This is a genomic window from Candidatus Saganbacteria bacterium (genome assembly GCA_016223245.1).
Taxonomy (GTDB): Bacteria; Margulisbacteria; WOR-1; order XYC2-FULL-46-14; family XYC2-FULL-37-10; genus JACRPL01.
Window position 1 is genome coordinate 13241 of record JACRPL010000005.1, and the last position, 17619, is coordinate 30859.

Annotated in this window: 18 protein-coding genes; 2 read left to right on the forward strand and 16 right to left on the reverse strand. The window is 42.9% G+C overall.

The features are described 5' to 3' along the window. Window positions 1-55 precede the first annotated feature (55 nt). Window positions 56-1852 (forward strand): translational GTPase TypA, encoded by a 1797-nt coding sequence (gene typA / locus HZC34_01375; protein ID MBI5700479.1) that lies wholly within the window; start codon window positions 56-58, stop codon window positions 1850-1852. A gap of 81 nt (window positions 1853-1933) precedes the next feature. Next, window positions 1934-3316, forward strand: coding sequence for a [FeFe] hydrogenase H-cluster radical SAM maturase HydG (gene hydG / locus HZC34_01380; protein MBI5700480.1), 1383 nt, complete (start codon window positions 1934-1936; stop codon window positions 3314-3316). 76 nt (window positions 3317-3392) lie between these two features. Here the strand turns inward: hydG and HZC34_01385 are convergent, their stop codons facing one another. The 16 genes from HZC34_01385 to HZC34_01460 all read right to left on the reverse strand — a co-directional run bounded on the left by HZC34_01385 (window position 3393) and on the right by HZC34_01460 (window position 17581). Continuing rightward, window positions 3393-3701, reverse strand: coding sequence for a hypothetical protein (locus HZC34_01385; protein ID MBI5700481.1), 309 nt, complete (start codon window positions 3699-3701; stop codon window positions 3393-3395). Window positions 3702-3715: 14 nt separating this feature from the next. Continuing rightward, window positions 3716-3946: a sulfurtransferase TusA family protein gene (locus HZC34_01390; protein MBI5700482.1), complete on the reverse strand. Its 231-nt coding sequence runs from the start codon at window positions 3944-3946 to the stop codon at window positions 3716-3718. Between the two features lie 13 nt (window positions 3947-3959). Further along, entirely contained in the window at window positions 3960-4436 is a 477-nt protein-coding gene (locus HZC34_01395) for a DsrE/DsrF/DrsH-like family protein (protein ID MBI5700483.1), read from the reverse strand. Beyond that, window positions 4436-5638 carry a cysteine desulfurase gene (locus HZC34_01400; GenBank protein MBI5700484.1) on the reverse strand — a complete coding sequence of 401 codons (1203 nt, stop codon included), beginning with the start codon at window positions 5636-5638 and terminating at the stop codon, window positions 4436-4438. Before HZC34_01400 ends, HZC34_01395 begins: the two co-directional genes overlap by 1 nt. Then, a complete protein-coding gene (locus HZC34_01405; protein ID MBI5700485.1) occupies window positions 5638-6033 on the reverse strand; it encodes a cupredoxin domain-containing protein in 396 nt (131 codons plus the stop codon). Before HZC34_01405 ends, HZC34_01400 begins: the two co-directional genes overlap by 1 nt. Window positions 6034-6299: 266 nt before the next feature. Next, window positions 6300-6668, reverse strand: coding sequence for an endonuclease domain-containing protein (locus HZC34_01410; protein ID MBI5700486.1), 369 nt, complete (start codon window positions 6666-6668; stop codon window positions 6300-6302). Further along, window positions 6649-9180, reverse strand: coding sequence for a cation-translocating P-type ATPase (locus HZC34_01415; GenBank protein ID MBI5700487.1), 2532 nt, complete (start codon window positions 9178-9180; stop codon window positions 6649-6651). Before HZC34_01415 ends, HZC34_01410 begins: the two co-directional genes overlap by 20 nt. 32 nt (window positions 9181-9212) lie before the next feature. After that, the gene (hemL, locus tag HZC34_01420; protein MBI5700488.1) at window positions 9213-10487 is read right to left on the reverse strand and encodes a glutamate-1-semialdehyde 2,1-aminomutase; all 1275 of its coding nucleotides are present in this window, start codon (window positions 10485-10487) and stop codon (window positions 9213-9215) included. Further along, window positions 10484-10930: an Lrp/AsnC family transcriptional regulator gene (locus HZC34_01425; protein ID MBI5700489.1), complete on the reverse strand. Its 447-nt coding sequence runs from the start codon at window positions 10928-10930 to the stop codon at window positions 10484-10486. The genes hemL and HZC34_01425 overlap by 4 nt, the downstream gene beginning before the upstream one ends. Beyond that, window positions 10927-11376, reverse strand: coding sequence for an Lrp/AsnC family transcriptional regulator (locus tag HZC34_01430; GenBank protein ID MBI5700490.1), 450 nt, complete (start codon window positions 11374-11376; stop codon window positions 10927-10929). The genes HZC34_01425 and HZC34_01430 overlap by 4 nt, the downstream gene beginning before the upstream one ends. Further along, window positions 11373-12419, reverse strand: a complete 1047-nt coding sequence (locus HZC34_01435; protein ID MBI5700491.1) for a radical SAM protein — start codon at window positions 12417-12419, stop codon at window positions 11373-11375. Before HZC34_01435 ends, HZC34_01430 begins: the two co-directional genes overlap by 4 nt. Beyond that, the gene (locus HZC34_01440) at window positions 12397-13572 is read right to left on the reverse strand and encodes a radical SAM protein (protein MBI5700492.1); all 1176 of its coding nucleotides are present in this window, start codon (window positions 13570-13572) and stop codon (window positions 12397-12399) included. The genes HZC34_01435 and HZC34_01440 overlap by 23 nt, the downstream gene beginning before the upstream one ends. Further along, window positions 13569-15074: a uroporphyrinogen-III C-methyltransferase gene (cobA, locus tag HZC34_01445; GenBank protein MBI5700493.1), complete on the reverse strand. Its 1506-nt coding sequence runs from the start codon at window positions 15072-15074 to the stop codon at window positions 13569-13571. Before cobA ends, HZC34_01440 begins: the two co-directional genes overlap by 4 nt. A 95-nt stretch (window positions 15075-15169) precedes the next feature. Further along, window positions 15170-16093, reverse strand: a complete 924-nt coding sequence (gene hemC / locus HZC34_01450) for a hydroxymethylbilane synthase (GenBank protein ID MBI5700494.1) — start codon at window positions 16091-16093, stop codon at window positions 15170-15172. Beyond that, entirely contained in the window at window positions 16045-17079 is a 1035-nt protein-coding gene (locus HZC34_01455) for a glutamyl-tRNA reductase (GenBank protein ID MBI5700495.1), read from the reverse strand. Before HZC34_01455 ends, hemC begins: the two co-directional genes overlap by 49 nt. Then, entirely contained in the window at window positions 17069-17581 is a 513-nt protein-coding gene (locus tag HZC34_01460) for a bifunctional precorrin-2 dehydrogenase/sirohydrochlorin ferrochelatase (GenBank protein MBI5700496.1), read from the reverse strand. The genes HZC34_01455 and HZC34_01460 overlap by 11 nt, the downstream gene beginning before the upstream one ends. Between the last annotated feature and the right edge of the window lie 38 nt (window positions 17582-17619).

A 17619-nucleotide genomic window follows, 5' to 3' on the forward strand; every position in this document is an offset into this window, starting at 1 on the left:
GAGAAAGAGAGGGGGTGCGGAAAAGGAGAAAGGTGAGGTATGATATAATAAATATATGAGTAAGATATTGAACATTGCGATAATAGCCCACGTTGACCATGGAAAAACGACTTTAACGGACCATCTTTTAAGGCAAGGAGGGGCTTTTTCAGATAGGGAAGAAGTAACCGAACTTGTAATGGACTCAAATGACCTTGAAAAAGAGCGAGGGATCACGATATTTTCCAAAAATTGTTCTATCCACTATAAAGACACGAAGATAAATATCGTGGACACCCCTGGCCATGCCGATTTTGGATCGGAAGTCGAACGGGTGCTTAAAATGGTGGATAGCGTGCTCCTATTGGTTGACGCAAAAGAAGGGCCAATGCCCCAAACAAAGTTCGTTCTCTCAAAATCGCTAAAGCTAGGCCTTCGGCCTATAGTCATAATCAACAAGATCGATAAGACCGGACAGCGGGCCCATGCCGTCATCGATATGATCTTTGACCTATTTGTTAGGCTTGACGCAACTGATGCACAGCTTGATTTCCCGATCGTTTATACGATCTCAAGGGAAGGCGTCGCAAAATATAATCTTGAAGACGAAGGAAAAGACCTGACGCCGCTTTTTGAAACAATCCTTAAGCATGTAAAACCATACCCGGATAAGAGCTCGGACCCGCTTCAAGTGCAGGTCACAAATTTGGCATACGACGATTATGTCGGCCGCATAGCGATCGGACGGGTTTCATCTGGAAAGCTCGAAAAAAGCATGAATATTGCCGTAAGCAAACGTGATGGTTCTCTTGTCCCAGGAAAGATAGTTAAACTTTCAAATTTTGAGGGTTTAAAAAAAGTGGAGATTCAAGCCGCCGAATGCGGGGATATCGTATCGATCGCAGGTATCCCAGATATCACAATTGGTGAGACCATAACTACGGCAGAAAACCCCGCACCCCTGCCCTTGCTAGAAATAGATGAACCCACCCTTAATATGGAATTTTTGGTCAATGACTCTCCATTTGCCGGACGCGAAGGCAAATTTGTCACAAATAGGCATATAAGGGAAAGATTGGAACTCGAACTCCAAACAAATGTCGGATTGCGGGTAGAAGAGATCGGCGGCGCCGATGGTTTCAAAGTTTCAGGCCGCGGGGAACTCCACATCTCGATCCTGTTGGAAGAGATGCGGAGGGAAGGGTACGAAGTGCAGGTTTCACAGCCTAAAGTAATATTTAAGACCGTGAACAATGAGAAGATGGAGCCTATTGAACAAGCAATAATCCAGATCCCTGAAGAATTTGCAGGTACAGTCATCGAAAAGCTTGGAAAACGCCGTGGTGAAATGCAGGATATGAACAACAAGAACGGAACAACAACCCTTAACTACCTTATCCCGACGAGGGGTCTTTTGGGATTTCGTTCCGCATTCATAATGGATACAAAGGGCGAAGGATTGCTTAACCACGCATTTTTCAGGTATGAGAGATATAAAGGTGAGATATCAAAAAGGCAAAATGGCGTATTGATCTCCGGCACTAACGGCAAAACGGCCTCGTATGCCCTAAACAACATCCAGGAAAGAGGGACATTATTTGTGGAACCCGGTGTACAAGTATACGAAGGAATGATAGTCGGTGAGAACGCCCGCGACCAGGACATGACAGTTAACGCATGCAAAGAAAAAAAACAGACAAATATCCGCGCCTCAAGCGCTGACATTGCCGTAAAGCTTACGCCACCGATAAAGCTTACGCTCGAACAGGCTTTGGAATTCATTGATAACGACGAACTTGTAGAAATCACTCCCAAAAGCGTCAGGCTCCGCAAAAAATACCTGACCGAGAACGAAAGAGCCAGGAAGAAATAACTCACCCCCTACCTCACTTTGTTCGGGTTTCCCCCTCTCTTATTAAGAGAGGGGGATTAAGGGGGTGAGTTAGCAACTTTTATGAAATATATAGACGAAAAAAGGATCGGTACGCTTCTTAATGCCGCATCTTCTGCTGGAGCAGATAAGATCGATGGGATACTAAGTAAAAGTAAGTCGCTTCAAAGGCTAACGCTTTCCGAATCCGCGATCCTGCTGGCAGAAAAGAACTCATCGCAAATAAAAAAGATATTGGATGCTGCGCACTATGTCAAAGACAAGATATACGGCAAAAGGGTAGTAATTTTTGCCCCTCTATATATAAGCAATCTCTGCAAAAACAATTGCCTCTATTGTTCTTTCAGGTCGGATAATAGCAAAATTGACAGGAAGGCCCTAACAACGGATGAAATAAAAGAGCAAGTTGCCTATCTTTTAAGCCGTGGGCACAAAAGGATCCTTGCAGTCGCCGGCGAAGCCGCGCCAAAAGGCAAGTCAAATATAGATTTCTATGTCGAATCGATCGAAGCGATATATTCCGTTAAACAAAGCGGCAACAGCATTAGGCGCGTGAACATCAATTGCGCTCCGCTAAATATCGAAGAATTTAAAAAGCTGAAATCCGCAGGTATCGGGACCTTTCAGCTCTTCCAAGAGACCTATCACGAGGGAACATACAAGAAAGTCCATCCGAGCGGCCCTAAAAGCGATCCGGAAAACAGGTTGGACGCGATCGAACGCGCGATAAAAGCGGGGATCGACGATGTAGGTATCGGGGTTCTTTATGGATTATATGATCATAAGTTCGAGACGCTCGCGATACTTTGCCACATCGAAGCCCTTGAAAAAAAGTTCAATTTTGGCCCCCATACGATCTCTGTCCCAAGGATCGAGCCTGCGATAGGATCCGACTTTAGCGTTAATGTCCCATATAAAGTTTTAGACGACGATTTTAAAAAGATCGTGGCTGTTTTAAGATTGTCCGTCCCGTATACAGGCATAATATTGTCGACCAGAGAAACTGCTTCCTTGCGGGATGAACTATTTTCACTTGGCATATCGCAGATCAGCGCCGAGTCAAAGACATCTCCAGGCGGATATTCGGATAGCGAAGAAAAAAACACCCAATTTTCGACAAATGACAAAAGATGTTTGGATGAAGTCATGGGATCGCTATTGGAGAAAGGATTTATCCCAAGCTTCTGCGCGGCCTGCTACAGGAAGGAAAGGACCGGCAAGAAATTCATGAGCCTGGCAAAACCAGGCCTTATCGCCCATCAATGCAGTATCAACGCGCTTGTGACCCTCAAAGAATATCTTGATGATTTTGCGTCCGACAATGTCAGGCGCGAAGGATATAAGCTCATCGATAAACAAAAAGAAGGACTCGACGACAAAAGCTTAAAACAATTATCGGAGATCTTCTCGAGGATCGATTCGGGAAAGAGGGATGAATATATTTAACTCACCCCCTTAATCCCCCTCTCTTAATAAGAGAGGGGGAAACCCGAACAAAGTGAGGGAGGGGGTGAGTTAGCCCCTACTTCTTCATCGGCATCTTATCTTTCATCACCGGACAGCCTTTCATATCTTTACCCATCATTCCATCCATCTTCATTCCATCATGCTTCATCATTCCGCCCATTCCCATATCGCATTTATACCTCATCGCACCCTTATTCATTCCACCGTAAACAAGCAGAACTATGGCCAAGATGGCTATTATCGCGGCAAGGATAGTTCCGATCAATTTAATTGATCCGGATTCTTTGCTTGCAAATGTATATAGAATATAAGCAAAACCAAGTATTGAGATCAATATTAAAGTCGAACCTAAGCACATCATCATGTCATTTCACCTCCTTATTTAATTTTCCTTAAATAGGCGAAATATTCGCCGTCTTTTTCCGAAACGCCCAAAAATTCCTGACCGGTAACTTTACACCAAGCGGGCATGTCGGTTTTTAAGCCTTCATCGGTCGATGCGACCTCTAATATCTGCCCTATCCTGATTTCTTTGACCTTATTAGCCGTTTCAATTATAGGCATTGGGCATAAAAGCCCGAAACAATCCAATTTTACATCAGCTTCCATGATAAATCCTCCGTTAAATAAAGTAGCTTATCTTGCCTTCGATCGCATCCGAAAGATATGTCGCGGCCCCGGAAAACGAATCCAGCTCTTCGACAAAGTCATCTTTATCGAATCCCATGAAGCTGAAAGTCGTCGTACAGGCGACCATTTTAATGCCCATCTTTTTTGACATTTTTACGAATTCATCAATGCTAGGCACTTTAGATTGCTTCATCATGATCTTCATCATGGCAGGCCCCATCCCCATCATGTTGAATTTGGATAAAGGAAGCCTATCTGATCCACCCTTGTTCAAGAAATTCATCATTTTTTGGAGGATATTCTTGCCGCTGGTAAGTTTTTTCTTTCTTAATACGTTCAGTCCCCAGAAAGTGAAGAACATTTTAACTTCCATTCCCATAGAAGCTGCTGTTGTTGCTAAAATAAACGCAGCCAATACTTTGTCCATATCACCGGAGAATACTATGATATTAAATTTATTCTTTTCCATTATTTGCTCCCTTTTCTGTATAACGGAGACATTTCCCGCAACCTATTCACGATCGGAGGCAGCTTTTCCAATACATAATCAACGTCCTCGGGTATATTATCATTACCGAACGAAAAAACAAGCGACCCGTGGATATTTTCGGGATTGACCCCAATAGCTAACAATACATGAGAAGATTTTAGGGTTTTTGACATGCAGGCGGACCCCGTTGCTACCGCAATCCCATCCATATTAAGGAACATTGACATAGATTCTCCCTCGATAAATTTGACACACCCGCTCACATGCCCCGGCAGCCTATTGGTCCTATGTCCTGTAATAAAAAAGTCCTCGAGTTTTTCAAGCAATCCGGCAAAAAGCCTATCTCGCATCGGAATAAGCTTTTTTCCCCTATCCACCATTTCCAAAACAGCAAGCTCGCACGCTTTTCCCATGCCGATAATCCCAGGGATATTGTTAGTCCCCGAACGCTTTCCTTCTTCCTGCGTGCCGCCTCTAAGTTGAGGGACGATCCTTGTGCCTTTCCTCAAATATAGAGCCGCTATCCCTGTTGGCCCGTAAAATTGATTTGGTGAAATTGTTAATGCGTCAACTCCAAGTTCATTTACATTCACGGGAATCGTTCCCGCGGTCTGCACGGCATCGATATGAAATATAACACCCTGCCCCTTGACCCTGCTCGACTCCGCTCGCCGCAAGCTTGCCCCTATTTCTTTAATGGGCTCGATAGTCCCGATCTCATTGCTTGCATGCGTAAGCGTTATTAAAGTCGTTTGAGAAGTAATTGCTTTTGATACAGAGTCAGGATCTATCATCCCATCTTTATCCACAGGAAGATATGTGACGCTAAATCCTTCTTTCTCCAATTCCTGCAGGACGTATAGAACAGAAAAATGCTCTATTTGAGATGAAATGATATGCTTGCCTTTTTTTTCGTAAGCTTTTGCAATTCCTCTTACTGCAAGATTATTTGACTCTGTCCCGCATGAAGTGAAGATCATTTCTTTTGGGATCGCCCCGATCATGTTTGCGGCCTTTGAACGGGCTTCTTCTATCGCATCCGCGGTTTTCCCTCCAAAATCATGGACATTTAGAGGATTGCCGTATGTTTCCCTAAGATGCGGCATCATCGCGTCAACGACACGCGCATCCACAGGAGTATTGGCCATGTGATCTAGATAAATGGATCTCTTTGTATTCATCATTCTACGATCACCGTTCCGGTCATTGTCGTATGGATATTGCATCGATAGCTATATGTGCCGACAGTTGTGAATTTATGCGAGTATGTCCCGCCATTTGATATATTTCCAGAATCAAAACTTGCCGGTCCGTTTGTGCTGGTCGCCGTGTGGACAGCTGCATCGTTATTCGTCCAAATAACAGTTGTTTCAGCGGTTATTGTAAGCGAGCCTGGGCTGAATGCCGACCCCGCAATATTAATAGATGCTGTTGCGCCTGTCTGTAGTGTAGTAGTTGCCGCAGCAGCCGACGTGGTCGTAGTTGTTTCCGTGTTATATGCACTGGTGTTTTGGCATGAAATGACAATAAGAGAACAAAATACAAGAAGAACTGCAACAGTCAAAGCTATCCTCATTGAGCCCTCCGGATATTATGAGACTAGTTAGGAACCTGCGAGTGAACCCTGCCTGCCAGTAGGCACGGCTCGCGGCTCCTAAAATCTACGAGGAAACCGCGACGCTTGTCCCGATTCCCACATCGGGATTTAGTCGCTGGTTTTCGAGTTGCTAACCAGTCTCATTATATTTTGGAGCAAATAATAGGTGCAGTCAAGCCTTATTTATCTCCTCAACTCACCCCTAAATCCCCTCTCTTAAGAAGAGATGGGACTGCCCAAATTCTTCAGATATTAATTTTTATTTCTGAGAGGACTTTCTCAATATTTTTTCCAACCAGATCATTGGTAAAACGAATGACACTCAATCCTAAACTTTTCAAAACATCCTCTCTTGTTTCGTCATATTCTTTTTGCTTTTCATGTATTGACCCATCTATTTCGATAATAAGCCTTGCTTCGTGGCAATAAAAATCCGCTATCAAAAACCTATTTTTCCCATTATATTTAAAAATTATTGGGTGCTGGCGTAAAAACTTCTTACCGATTACTTTTCTATTCTTCAATAATTTCCAAAGCTTTGTCTCACACTCGGTTTGATTTCTTCTAAGCCTTCGAATCGTTTCTTTAATTAGATCATCTAATCTTCTGCGCATTATTATTCTCAATACCCCCTCTCTTTCTAAGAGAGGGGGAAGGGGGTGAGTTAATGGCTAACTTATATAATTCCATCACCCATAAAGGCATAGAGGATATCAATATAACCAAACCCCAATCATTAAGGCCTAAATATTCGGTCTTAAAGACCGATTGGAAAAAAGGCATATAGATTATCGAAACCTGAAGGGATAAAGAAACAATGAATGCATAGATCAAGTTCATATTTGAAAATATACCAAGCTTAAATACCGACAGCTTGTTGCTCCTACAATTGAAAGAATGGAATAATTGGCTGATCGCAAGCACCATAAATGCGCATGTCCTCGCGCGGCCAAGGCCTTCTTTTTCAATAAATAATACGAATGCGAACGCCGACAAACTGCATAATGCGATTATAGCGCCTTGTATCAACATCAATATTCCAAGCTCTTTTGTAATAACTCCTTCATCTCGTGGACGCGGAGGCTTTTGCATAACGTCCGGTAATAATGGATCAACACCCAAAGCAAGCGCCGGCAAGCCGTCCGTCACAATATTTACCCACAATATTTGGATCGGTATCAGAGGTATAGGCCAGCCTATAAGCGAAGCGCAAAACATTACCATTATCTCGCCAATGTTGCAGGACAATAGATAGTGTATAAATTTCTTGATATTATCGAAGATCCCTCTTCCCTCTTTTACGGCGGTTACTATAGAAGCAAAATTATCGTCGGTTATGACCATATCCGCGACTTCTTTTGTTACATCGGTGCTTGTGATCCCCATCGCTATTCCAATATCCGATTCTTTTAGGGCTGGGGCGTCATTTACACCATCCCCCGTCATTGCAACTATCTCTCCTCGTTTATGGAGATCGCGGATAATATTCAGCTTATCTTCAGGCGATACTCGGGCATAAACTTCGGTTATGCCAAGCTCGCGGCCAATGGCAACTGCTGTGTTCTTATGATCGCCGGTTATCATAATAGTGCTGATCCCGGCGGTTCTGCATTCTTTAATCGCGGCCTTAACTTCGGGACGCGGAGGATCTATCATCGCGATCAATCCCAGGAACTCAAGATCCCGCTCGACAATTTCGGCTTCGTTCATAGTCGGCAACACATCAAATGTTTTATAAGCTACACCCAAAACCCTCATAGCGTTGTTCGCAAAATCAATGTTCGCGTTTAGTATTTTTGCTTTGGCTTGTGCGTCCAATGCGCAAATATCGACAAGCATATCCGGTGCGCCTTTTACAAACGCAATATACTTGCCCCCTTCCCTGCGTATAATTGTCATCCTTTTTCTTACTGGATCAAAAGGGATCTCTGCAACAAATGGATATTCAAGTTCCAGCGCCCCTTTGCTTATCCCTTTTTTTTCGGCATAAACAAGGATCGCGCCCTCCGTCGGGTCTCCAACGATTTTTCCCGAAACCAATTGCGCGCCATTGCATAGGACGCCGCAATTTAGAGCTTTTATTTCGTCATCGGAATATACCTCCTGGACCGTCATTTCATTCTTTGTTAGCGTCCCCGTTTTATCAGAGCAGATAACCGTTGTCGATCCCAGCGTTTCAACAGACGGCAGCTTTCTTATAAGCACATGCCGTGAAACCAAGCGAGAAACCCCTAGGGCAAGAGAAATAGTAACAACCGCCGGAAGGCCTTCGGGGATAGCGGCCACGGCAAGGCTTACAGCCGTTAGAAATATCGGAAGTATCTCCCCTCCGCGCCAAAACTCCATAAGAAAGATTATTGCTACAAGTATAAAGCATGCATAGACGATAAATTTTCCGAAGCTCTCCAGTCTTTTTTGTAATGGGGTTAGTTCTTTTTTAATATTTTGGATCATTCCGGCTATTCGGCCGAGTTCTGTGTGCATTCCTGTCCTGCAAATAATAGCTCTGCCGCGCCCGGCCGCGACTGATGTCCCCATATAAACCATATTTGTCCGCTCTGCCAAAGGAACAGCTTCGCCTTTAAGATCGAGTATTGTCTTATCAACCGGCGTCGACTCGCCTGTAAGGCTCGCTTCGGAAGTTTTAAAATTAAGGCTTATATACGAAAGCCTTGCATCAGCCGGAATATTATCCCCGGCATCAAGCTCGATCAAGTCTCCCTGTACAAGGTCCGATGAGTTAATGGCCAAATGTTGGCCGCTGCGAATTACTTTCGAAGTTGGACTTGATAATTTTTTTAGCGCGGCAAGCGACTTTTCGGCTCGATATTCCTGGAAAAATCCCAAGAATGCGTTTAGAACGACTATTACAATAATTGCAATCGCGTCGACCCATTCATTCAAGATCCCGGAAACTGCCGCTGCTGCAACAAGAACCCATATGATAAAATCGCTGAATTGCCTTATAAAAATGGCAAAGGGATTTATTTGTTCTTTCTCTTCAAGTTCGTTCGGGCCAAATTCCAAGAGCCGCTTCTTTGCTTCAACATCCGCAAGACCTCTCTTAGAGCTTGTATGCAGTTTTTTTTCTATATCCGGGATAGCCAGATTGTGATATCTTGCCATACTTTAGTTATTATACACGAGGAAAAATGTATTTAGATAGATATCTTTACTGCCGCAAGCACTTTAGCGATATCTTGATCACTGTGCGCCAAAGATAAGAACCAAGCTTCATATTGCGACGGCGGTAAATATATCCCATTATTAAGCATTGACCAGAAGAATTTTTTAAATTTTCCCGCATCTGACTTTGACGCACTTTGATAATCGACGACCGGCTTTTCAGTAAAAAATAAAGTCAGAAGCGACCCTACCCTATTTATTGTGTACTTTTCCCCGGACTCGATCAGTATCTTCTTAAGGCCCGTTTCCAATTTTTGACCGGATCTTTCAAGTTTTTTATATATTTTTTTGTTTTTTAATTGCTTCAGCATTTCAATTCCAGCCGCCATTGCAATAGGATTACCCGATAATGTCCCGGCTTGATAAACTCCGCCAAGAGGCGCCAAATTTTCCATAATTTCTTTTTCCCCGCCAAAAGCGCCGACCGGGAATCCCCCGCCGATGATTTTTCCAAGACATGTAAGATCAGCTTTAATTCCATATAATTCCTGCGCACCGCCAAATGCCGCCCTAAAGCCTGTTATAACTTCATCAAAAATAAGAACGATCCCATACTTTGTAGTTAGATCCCTTAATCCTTGGAGATATCCTGCCCTTGGGAGCACAACGCCCATATTCCCCGGGATCGGCTCAATTATCAGAGCCGCGATATCATTTCCGATCTCTTTAAGAGCCTTTTCAACTGCTTCAAGATCGTTGAATGGCAAGACTATAGTATCCGCTGCCGTGCCTTTTGTGATCCCAAGACTATTTGGCTGGCCAAAGGTCGCAAGACCGGATCCGGCTTTAACAAGCATAGAGTCCGTGTGCCCGTGGTAACACCCTTCAAATTTGATGATCTTATCCCGCTTCGTATATCCTCTTGCCGATCGAATAGCGCTCATGACGGCTTCGGTCCCTGAATTTACCATGCGTACCAATTCAATTGACGGAAAGGCTTCTTTAATGAGTTTAGCCAACGATATTTCAGACTCACACGGGGCGCCAAAACTTGTGCCGTCGGACAAAACCTTTTTTACGACCGATAATATCTTAGGATGAGAGTGGCCTAAAATAAGCGGGCCCCATGACCCGACACAATCTATATATTTGTTGCCGTCCACATCAAATATCTTTGAGCCTTTTCCCTTTGTTATGAACAATGGCGAGCCGCCAACGGATTTGAACGCGCGGACGGGACTGTCCACTCCACCCGGCAAGTATCTCTCGGCTTCCTTAAATAATTCTTCCGATCTTTTTGTTCTCATGAAAATTTAGGACTCGATTTTTTATATTCTTTTATGCTCCAGAGTATATTAAACCCTGGAATCCCAATATTTTCCGATATTTTTTTGACAGAATCCATAAGTTCACCTTTGCTTTTGCCATGGGTCATCGCATACAGATTATAATTGAACCCCGGGAATCTTGGCCGCTCATAACAGTGTGAGACTTCTTTAAAGGATGAGAGCTTTTTACCAAGCTCATCCACTTTTTCGTCGGGCACATCAAAAACCACCATCGCATTGCTCGAAAATCCGGCCTTCTGATGCTTAAGTATAGCTCCAAATTTCCTGATAGTCCCGCAGTTTTTTAGATCTTTGATATTTGCCAATAGTTCGCTTTCTGGTATACCTGAAGCCTTTGCCATCGCCTTAAATGGTTTTGAAATTATAGGAAAGTCGTTCTGTAATATTTTTATCAGATTCACAGCTCAAACCTCGCGTTGATCTTGAATTTTTTTGTAGCGGGAAGCAGAAACACACAAATATCGCCATATTTCTTTTCGATTTGAGCTATTATCTCATCCATGCGTTCGACACTCTTGCAAGTTAATGTGAACCAAAGATTAAATTCGTGATCTCTTGAATAATCGTGGGTCACTTCTTCAAATCCCGCGACATATTGCCCTATCTCATCCAATTTATCTTCAGGCGCCTTGGCCGCAACAAGAGCATTCACATATCCAAGTTTGCTTCCTTCAAAAGTAGGACCGATTCTTCTTATAATATAATCTTTTTTTAGATCGGAAACTCTTGTGAGAACTTCATCTTCGGATATCCCGATGCGATCGGCTATTTCTTTAAAAGGTTTTTCCACGATGGGGAAATTAAACTGAAGCTCGTTTAAAATGTTTTTGTCTATTTGATCGATCATACTTTTAATTTGGGAATATATGTACAGAAAGGTTCTTCTTCCAAATAATCGCCGCAAGCGGCGTAAGCTCTCGCTCGGCACCCTTCGCATATCACTTTATATTCGCAATCGCCGCATTTGCCCTTGAGCAAATTCGGGTCGCGAAGGTCTGCAAACAATTTCGATCTGTCCCAAATATCTTTAAAGTTTTCTTTGAGAACATTGCCGGCTTTGACTGGTAAATACCCGCAAGGCTGAACGTCGCCTTTGTGCGACACAAAACAAACGGCGGATCCGGCAAGACAGCCGCGGCTTGGATGTAGAGTTTTTTCCGCAGCTTTTGCCTTTTGAAGCCTTATCCTGTAATAATGAGGAGCGCAGGTCGCTTTTAACTCGATCTTTCCTTCTTCTTCCCTCTCATAGAACCAATTTAGTATTTCTTCGTATTCGGTAGGTGATATCTCTTTTTCTTTTGCGATAGTGAGGCCGCATCCAACCGGGACCAAAAGAAACAGATGGAAAGCAACAGCGCCGAGCTTGAGAGCTAAATTGTAGATATCGGGGATTTCTGAAAGATTATGGTTTGTAACTGTGGTATTTATTTGCACCGGCACGCCAACTTTCTGTAAATTTTTCATACCCTGGATCGCGAGATCAAAAGCACCATCCTGCATCCTGAAGCTGTCATGTGTTCTTGCGTTCGATCCATCAAGGCTAATTGACACTCGAGTAACACCGGCATCTTTAATTTTTTGTGCAACAGATTTATCAACCATCGTACCATTCGTTGCAAGAGCTGCAATGCATCCCGATTTTACAGTATGGGAAATGATCTCATAAATATCCGGCCTATAAAGAGGTTCGCCGCCGGTTAAAACAAAAATTGGCTTGGCGAAAGCCGCCACATCATCGATGAATTTAAAAACTTGTTTTGTTGTCATTTCATCGGGCGATGCCGTTTTTAAAGCTGACGCCCTGCAATGGATACAAGATAAATTGCAGCGATTTGTCAATTCAAAGAATATTAATCTTGGAGTAAAATTATGCAATGCCGATCTCCTCATCAGTTAGATAACATCCTGGATCTTCCGCCCATGGATTGTGGTACACAAGGTCGGCCCTAACTCTCAGAGCTCCTCCGCAAGCTTCCTGCCATTTGCATTTACCACAACGGCCTTCAAGAAGTGGAAGCCTATCTTTAAGCCCTGCCATCAATGGATCGCTTGTATCCATCCAAATATCTGAAAATTTTCTCTTTTTAACGTTTCCAAAAGAATAGTGGGACCAAAATTGGTCTGCATGAACATCACCTTTAAAATCTATATCACCAATGCCAACTCCCGAGCTCCATCGGCCTCCCCCGTTCCATTTGAGGAGCTTCATGACTTTCTCTGCACGATATGGGTCATCTTCAAGAAGTTTAAGATATAGATAAATTCCGTCCGCATGGTTATCCACGGTCAATACATCCAAAGGAATTCCGCGCTGATAAAATTCTTTTGTCCTCTTCATTATAGTATCAAGCGCTTTTCTGGAATCTTTATGGCTTAGATCATCATCGGATATCCCGCGCCCTCGGCCCGAATATACCAAATGATAAAAACATACCCTGTCAATTTCTTCTTTCTTGATAAAATCAAAAATTCGATCAAGGTCCTTTGTATTATGTTTGGTCAGGGTCATTCGAAGGCCGACTTTTTGGCCAACTTCTTTTAAATTGCGGAAGCCTTGGAGGGAGCGGGCAAAGGCGCCTTTGACTCCCCTAAATTTATCGTTCACTTCTTCAAGCCCATCCAAAGAAATTCCAACATAGGTAAAGCCGGAATCTTTTATTTTCTTGGCCATTTCATTGTTTATTAAATTCCCGTTGGTCGAAAGTGTTGGACGAATGCCTTTGTCCCTGGCATATTGTGCAAGCTCTAAAACATCCGCACGGACAAGAGGTTCTCCGCCGGAAAAAAGCAAAGCTGGAATTTTAAATTCAGAAAGATCATCGATCATGGCCTTGGCTTCCGAGGTAGTGAGTTCATCAGAATATTTTTTATTCTCGGAATCCGTATAGCAGTGGATGCATCGAAGATTGCAAGACCTTGTCGAATTCCAAACAACAACAGGTCGTCGCTCCAAAGCGGTCTTTGTAGCACCTTTTCCCTCTCCATATCTTAGGGCGTCGTTCTCCGTTTCTCTGTCGCAGTATAATTTTGTGATATCTATCATGATATTGACCTAATTAACCCGTCTATCGTAAAAACTTTCGCCTGAACCCCCACTTTTAATCCCTTCGATCGTATGGTTTTTGAAGTAATTGGCCCGATCGATGCCAATTTGACCTTTTTTACTTTTCTTTTATCAATGATCTTAAAAAAATTATCGACAGTCGATGAACTTGTAAAAGTAATGATGTCGATCTTTTCATCTTTTAGCATTTGCTCTACCATAAATGGCGTCCAAGCTTTAGGTTTTGCGGAAACTGTCCTATAAACCGGAACAATATCGACTTTTGCTCCTTTTTTTTCCATCGAAACTTCGATAACATCGCGAGCAACTTGGGCTCTCGGTATCAACACATTTTTGTTTTTCAAAGATCCAGGAAATCCGGCGACAACGCCTTCTCCGACAAATACTTTCGGCACATAATCGGCCTTAATATTATATCGGCTCAATTGCTTAGAAGTTGCAGGTCCGATGGCGCCAATTTTTATATGGGCCAAAACTTTTGCATCTAGCTTTTTTTCAATTATTCTCTTGAAGAAATGGTCGACCCCGTTTGTAGAGGTAAAGATCAGCCAATCGTAAGATTTAAGATCACTGATCGCTTGATCAAGCTTTGATAGATCTTTAATAGGCTTGATATCAATTGTCGGGAATTCGACAACATAAGCACCAAGATTAAGTAATTTTGATGAAAGAGATCCGGCTTGTGCTGAAGTCCTTGTTACTAGGACCGTCTTGCCGAAAAGCGGTTTCTTTTCAAACCAATTCAATTCTTTTCGAAGATTTATTACGTTGCCCACGACGATCAATGCAGGTGCTTCGACTTTCGCCTTTTTGGCTTTGTTTACGATGTCTCTAATATCGCCAACGATCGTTCGCTGTTTACCGAATGTTACCCACTCGACAAGAGCGACTTTGGTATTTTTATCAATTCCATTTTCAACAAGCTTTGCAATTATCTTGGAAAGATTTTCAACTCCCATATAGAAAACCAAAGTGCCCATATAAGATAAATTCTTCCAATCGATCGATGTAATTTCCTTGGTTGGGTCTTCGTGCCCTGTTATAAGACTAACTGATGACGCATACTTTCTGTGCGTTAAAGGGAATCCAGCGTATGCGAGTCCCATTGCCGCGGTTATTCCCGGCACAATTTCGAATTGGATCTTATTTTTAACACAGAGCTCGGCTTCTTCCCCGCCCCGGCCAAAAACAAAAGGGTCTCCGCTCTTGAGCCGTGCGACATTCTTTCCTTGTTTAGCAAAACGAATTATAAGATCGTTAATAGTGTTTTGATTAATTATAAAACCGTCTTTTGTCCTGGTTCCTTTTTTATCCCCGCAGATCAATTCGGCATCATCTTTTACATATCTTAATAGAGATGGGTTGACAAGATAGTCGTATATCACGACATCACACTTACCAAGCGCTTCAATTCCTTTAACAGTAAACAATCCGGGATCACCGGGGCCTGCTCCTATAAGATAGACTTTGCCCTTCATCAACAATCTCCTTTTAGTCAAATCTGAGAATAAATTCTCGGTTTGGACTGAAAAACAGCAGAATTAATTCTGCTGTTTTTTTAATGGGAACCGCGAATTCATTCGCAGGTTCCCAAAATCTTATTAGCTCCCATTTTAATTAGCTTTGCAGCTAGTCTTGTCCCGATCTTTTCAGGATCATTCTTTGGTCCGGACAACTTAGCTCGAATAACTTTCTTACCATCTGTTTTTGCAACAACACCATCCAAGATTATTTTATTGCCTCGAACAACAGCGAATGCGCCAATTGGAACCTGGCATCCGCCGCCTAGTGCAAAAAGCAACGCGCGTTCTGCGCGAGTGGTTATTTCAGTTAACGGATGATTCAGTTTCTTAAGCAATCCGATCGTTTCCTCGTCATCGCTTCTGCACTCTATTGCAACGGCTCCCTGTCCAGAAGCAGGTAACATCCACGAAAACGGAATTTTCGCAATTCGAAACTTCCAACTTCCAACTTCCAATTTTAATCTTTTAATTCCAGCATACGCTACAACGATCGCATCAAGACCAAGCTCGTCCATCTTTCTTATTCTTGTATCAAGATTGCCTCTGATATCTACAACATCCAGATCCGGCCATTTGGCAAGCAGTTGCGCTTTTCTTCGCAAACTGCTTGTTCCGATTTTTTTGATCCTTGCCCCTTGCCCCGTGCCCCTCGAAATAATAACGTCCCTAGGATCCTCTCTCTTAGTCACCGCCGCGATCATAAGTTTTTTCGGCGTATCTGTTGGAAGATCTTTCAAACTATGAACTGCAAGATCGATCTTATGCTTCAATAAAGCCTGTTCGATCTCTTTCACGAATAATCCCTTTCCTCCGATCTTTGACAGAGGCACATTAAGGATCATATCCCCTTTAGTCTTAATAATCTTAAGCTCAAATTTGATATACTTGAATTTTTTGGATAGTTCATCAGCAACGATGCTCGATTGAGCTATTGCAAGACGGCTTCCGCGTGTTCCGATCGAGATCTTTTTTGCCATTTTATTACGTTCTCTTTTTCTTCTGAAATTATCATTTCGACTTTCGGTATCTCGGATTGGCGCGCCCTAAGGTTTTCGGCGGCGATAGAATTCAAATCATCAATATCATACAGATACACGGAAGACAACTCCCCTATTTGCGGATCTATATCTCGTGGTACCGCGATATCAATTAAAAACAAAGGATTGTTCCCTCTTTTATGCAATACATTTTGGATTCGCGTCCTGTTTATTATGTAATGGGATGAACCGGTTGAAGAAATGACGATATCGCATGTCTCCAAATATTTATCTAGTTCGTCGAATTTTACCGCATTGCCGCCGATCTTTTTTGCCAATTCTTCCGCCCTAGAATATGTCCTGTTGGCCACAAAAACGACTTTAGATTTCAGAAGCGATGCCGCTACCTCGCTCATCTTCCCTGCGCCGATAATCAGTACCTGTCTTAATTCCAAGTCTCCAAATATCTTGCGGGCAAGCTCAACCGCCGCGGACCCGACCGATACGGCGCCTCTTGTGATCTGTGTTTCTGTGCGGCTCCGTTTCCCTGAATTTATCGCGCGATTAAAGACGGTGCTTAAAAGAGAATTAGTAGTTTTTAGCTCCAATGCCGCTTGATACGAATCTTTCACTTGGCCCAAGACCTGGCCCTCGCCAACTATCATTGAATCAAGTCCCGATGCGACGCGCATTAAATGTTCTATCGCCTTTGGCCCCGAATATTTATAAATATATTTTTCGATCTCCGAAAACCATATCTTAAAATAATTTTCGATAAATACTATCAAAGCATCAAAATCATGCCCCACAGAGTAGAGCTCCGTCCTATTGCAGGTGGAAATTATGACAATTCCATTTCCTTTGACCTCGGCGGCATTTTGAAAATAAGTCATCGCTTCTTTCAAGCGGTTTGAAGGTATTGCGATTTTTTCGCGTACTTCTACGGGAGCTGTCTTGTGGTTCAAACCGACAACCCTAAGCTGCACGTTTTTTTCTCCTTAAATTCCCGAGTTCTTCTGTTAATTTAGCGAACTGTGGAGGGATAATATCCTCTAATTTAATTCTCAAAGCTTTCGCAAAAGCAGGTGCCTGCCCTGATGTGGAAATTGATACGACCAAAGACCCTCTCTTGACGATAGCGGGAGCAATAAATGAACAAAGCTTTGGGTTATCGACGATATTAACTAATATATGGGCTTTTGTTGCATCCTTGTAAATAGCACGATTCAATTTTCGGTTATTTGTCGCGGCAATTACAAGTATCGCGCCTTTTATGCCGCCCTTATTATATTTTTGTTTAATAAGTTTAATTTTTTTAGCTTTGGACAGAAGCATAAGGCCCGGCATGAATCTCGGAGAAATAACTGAAACTTTGCCTCCAAATTGAAGCAGGGTTTTGACTTTGCGTTCGGCGACATCGCCTCCCCCAATGACAACACACAACTTATTTTCAATATCCAAGTTGATGGGATAGTAGCTTTTAGGCATAAGAAGATGTAATTATACCATATTTTAGAGACTAATTA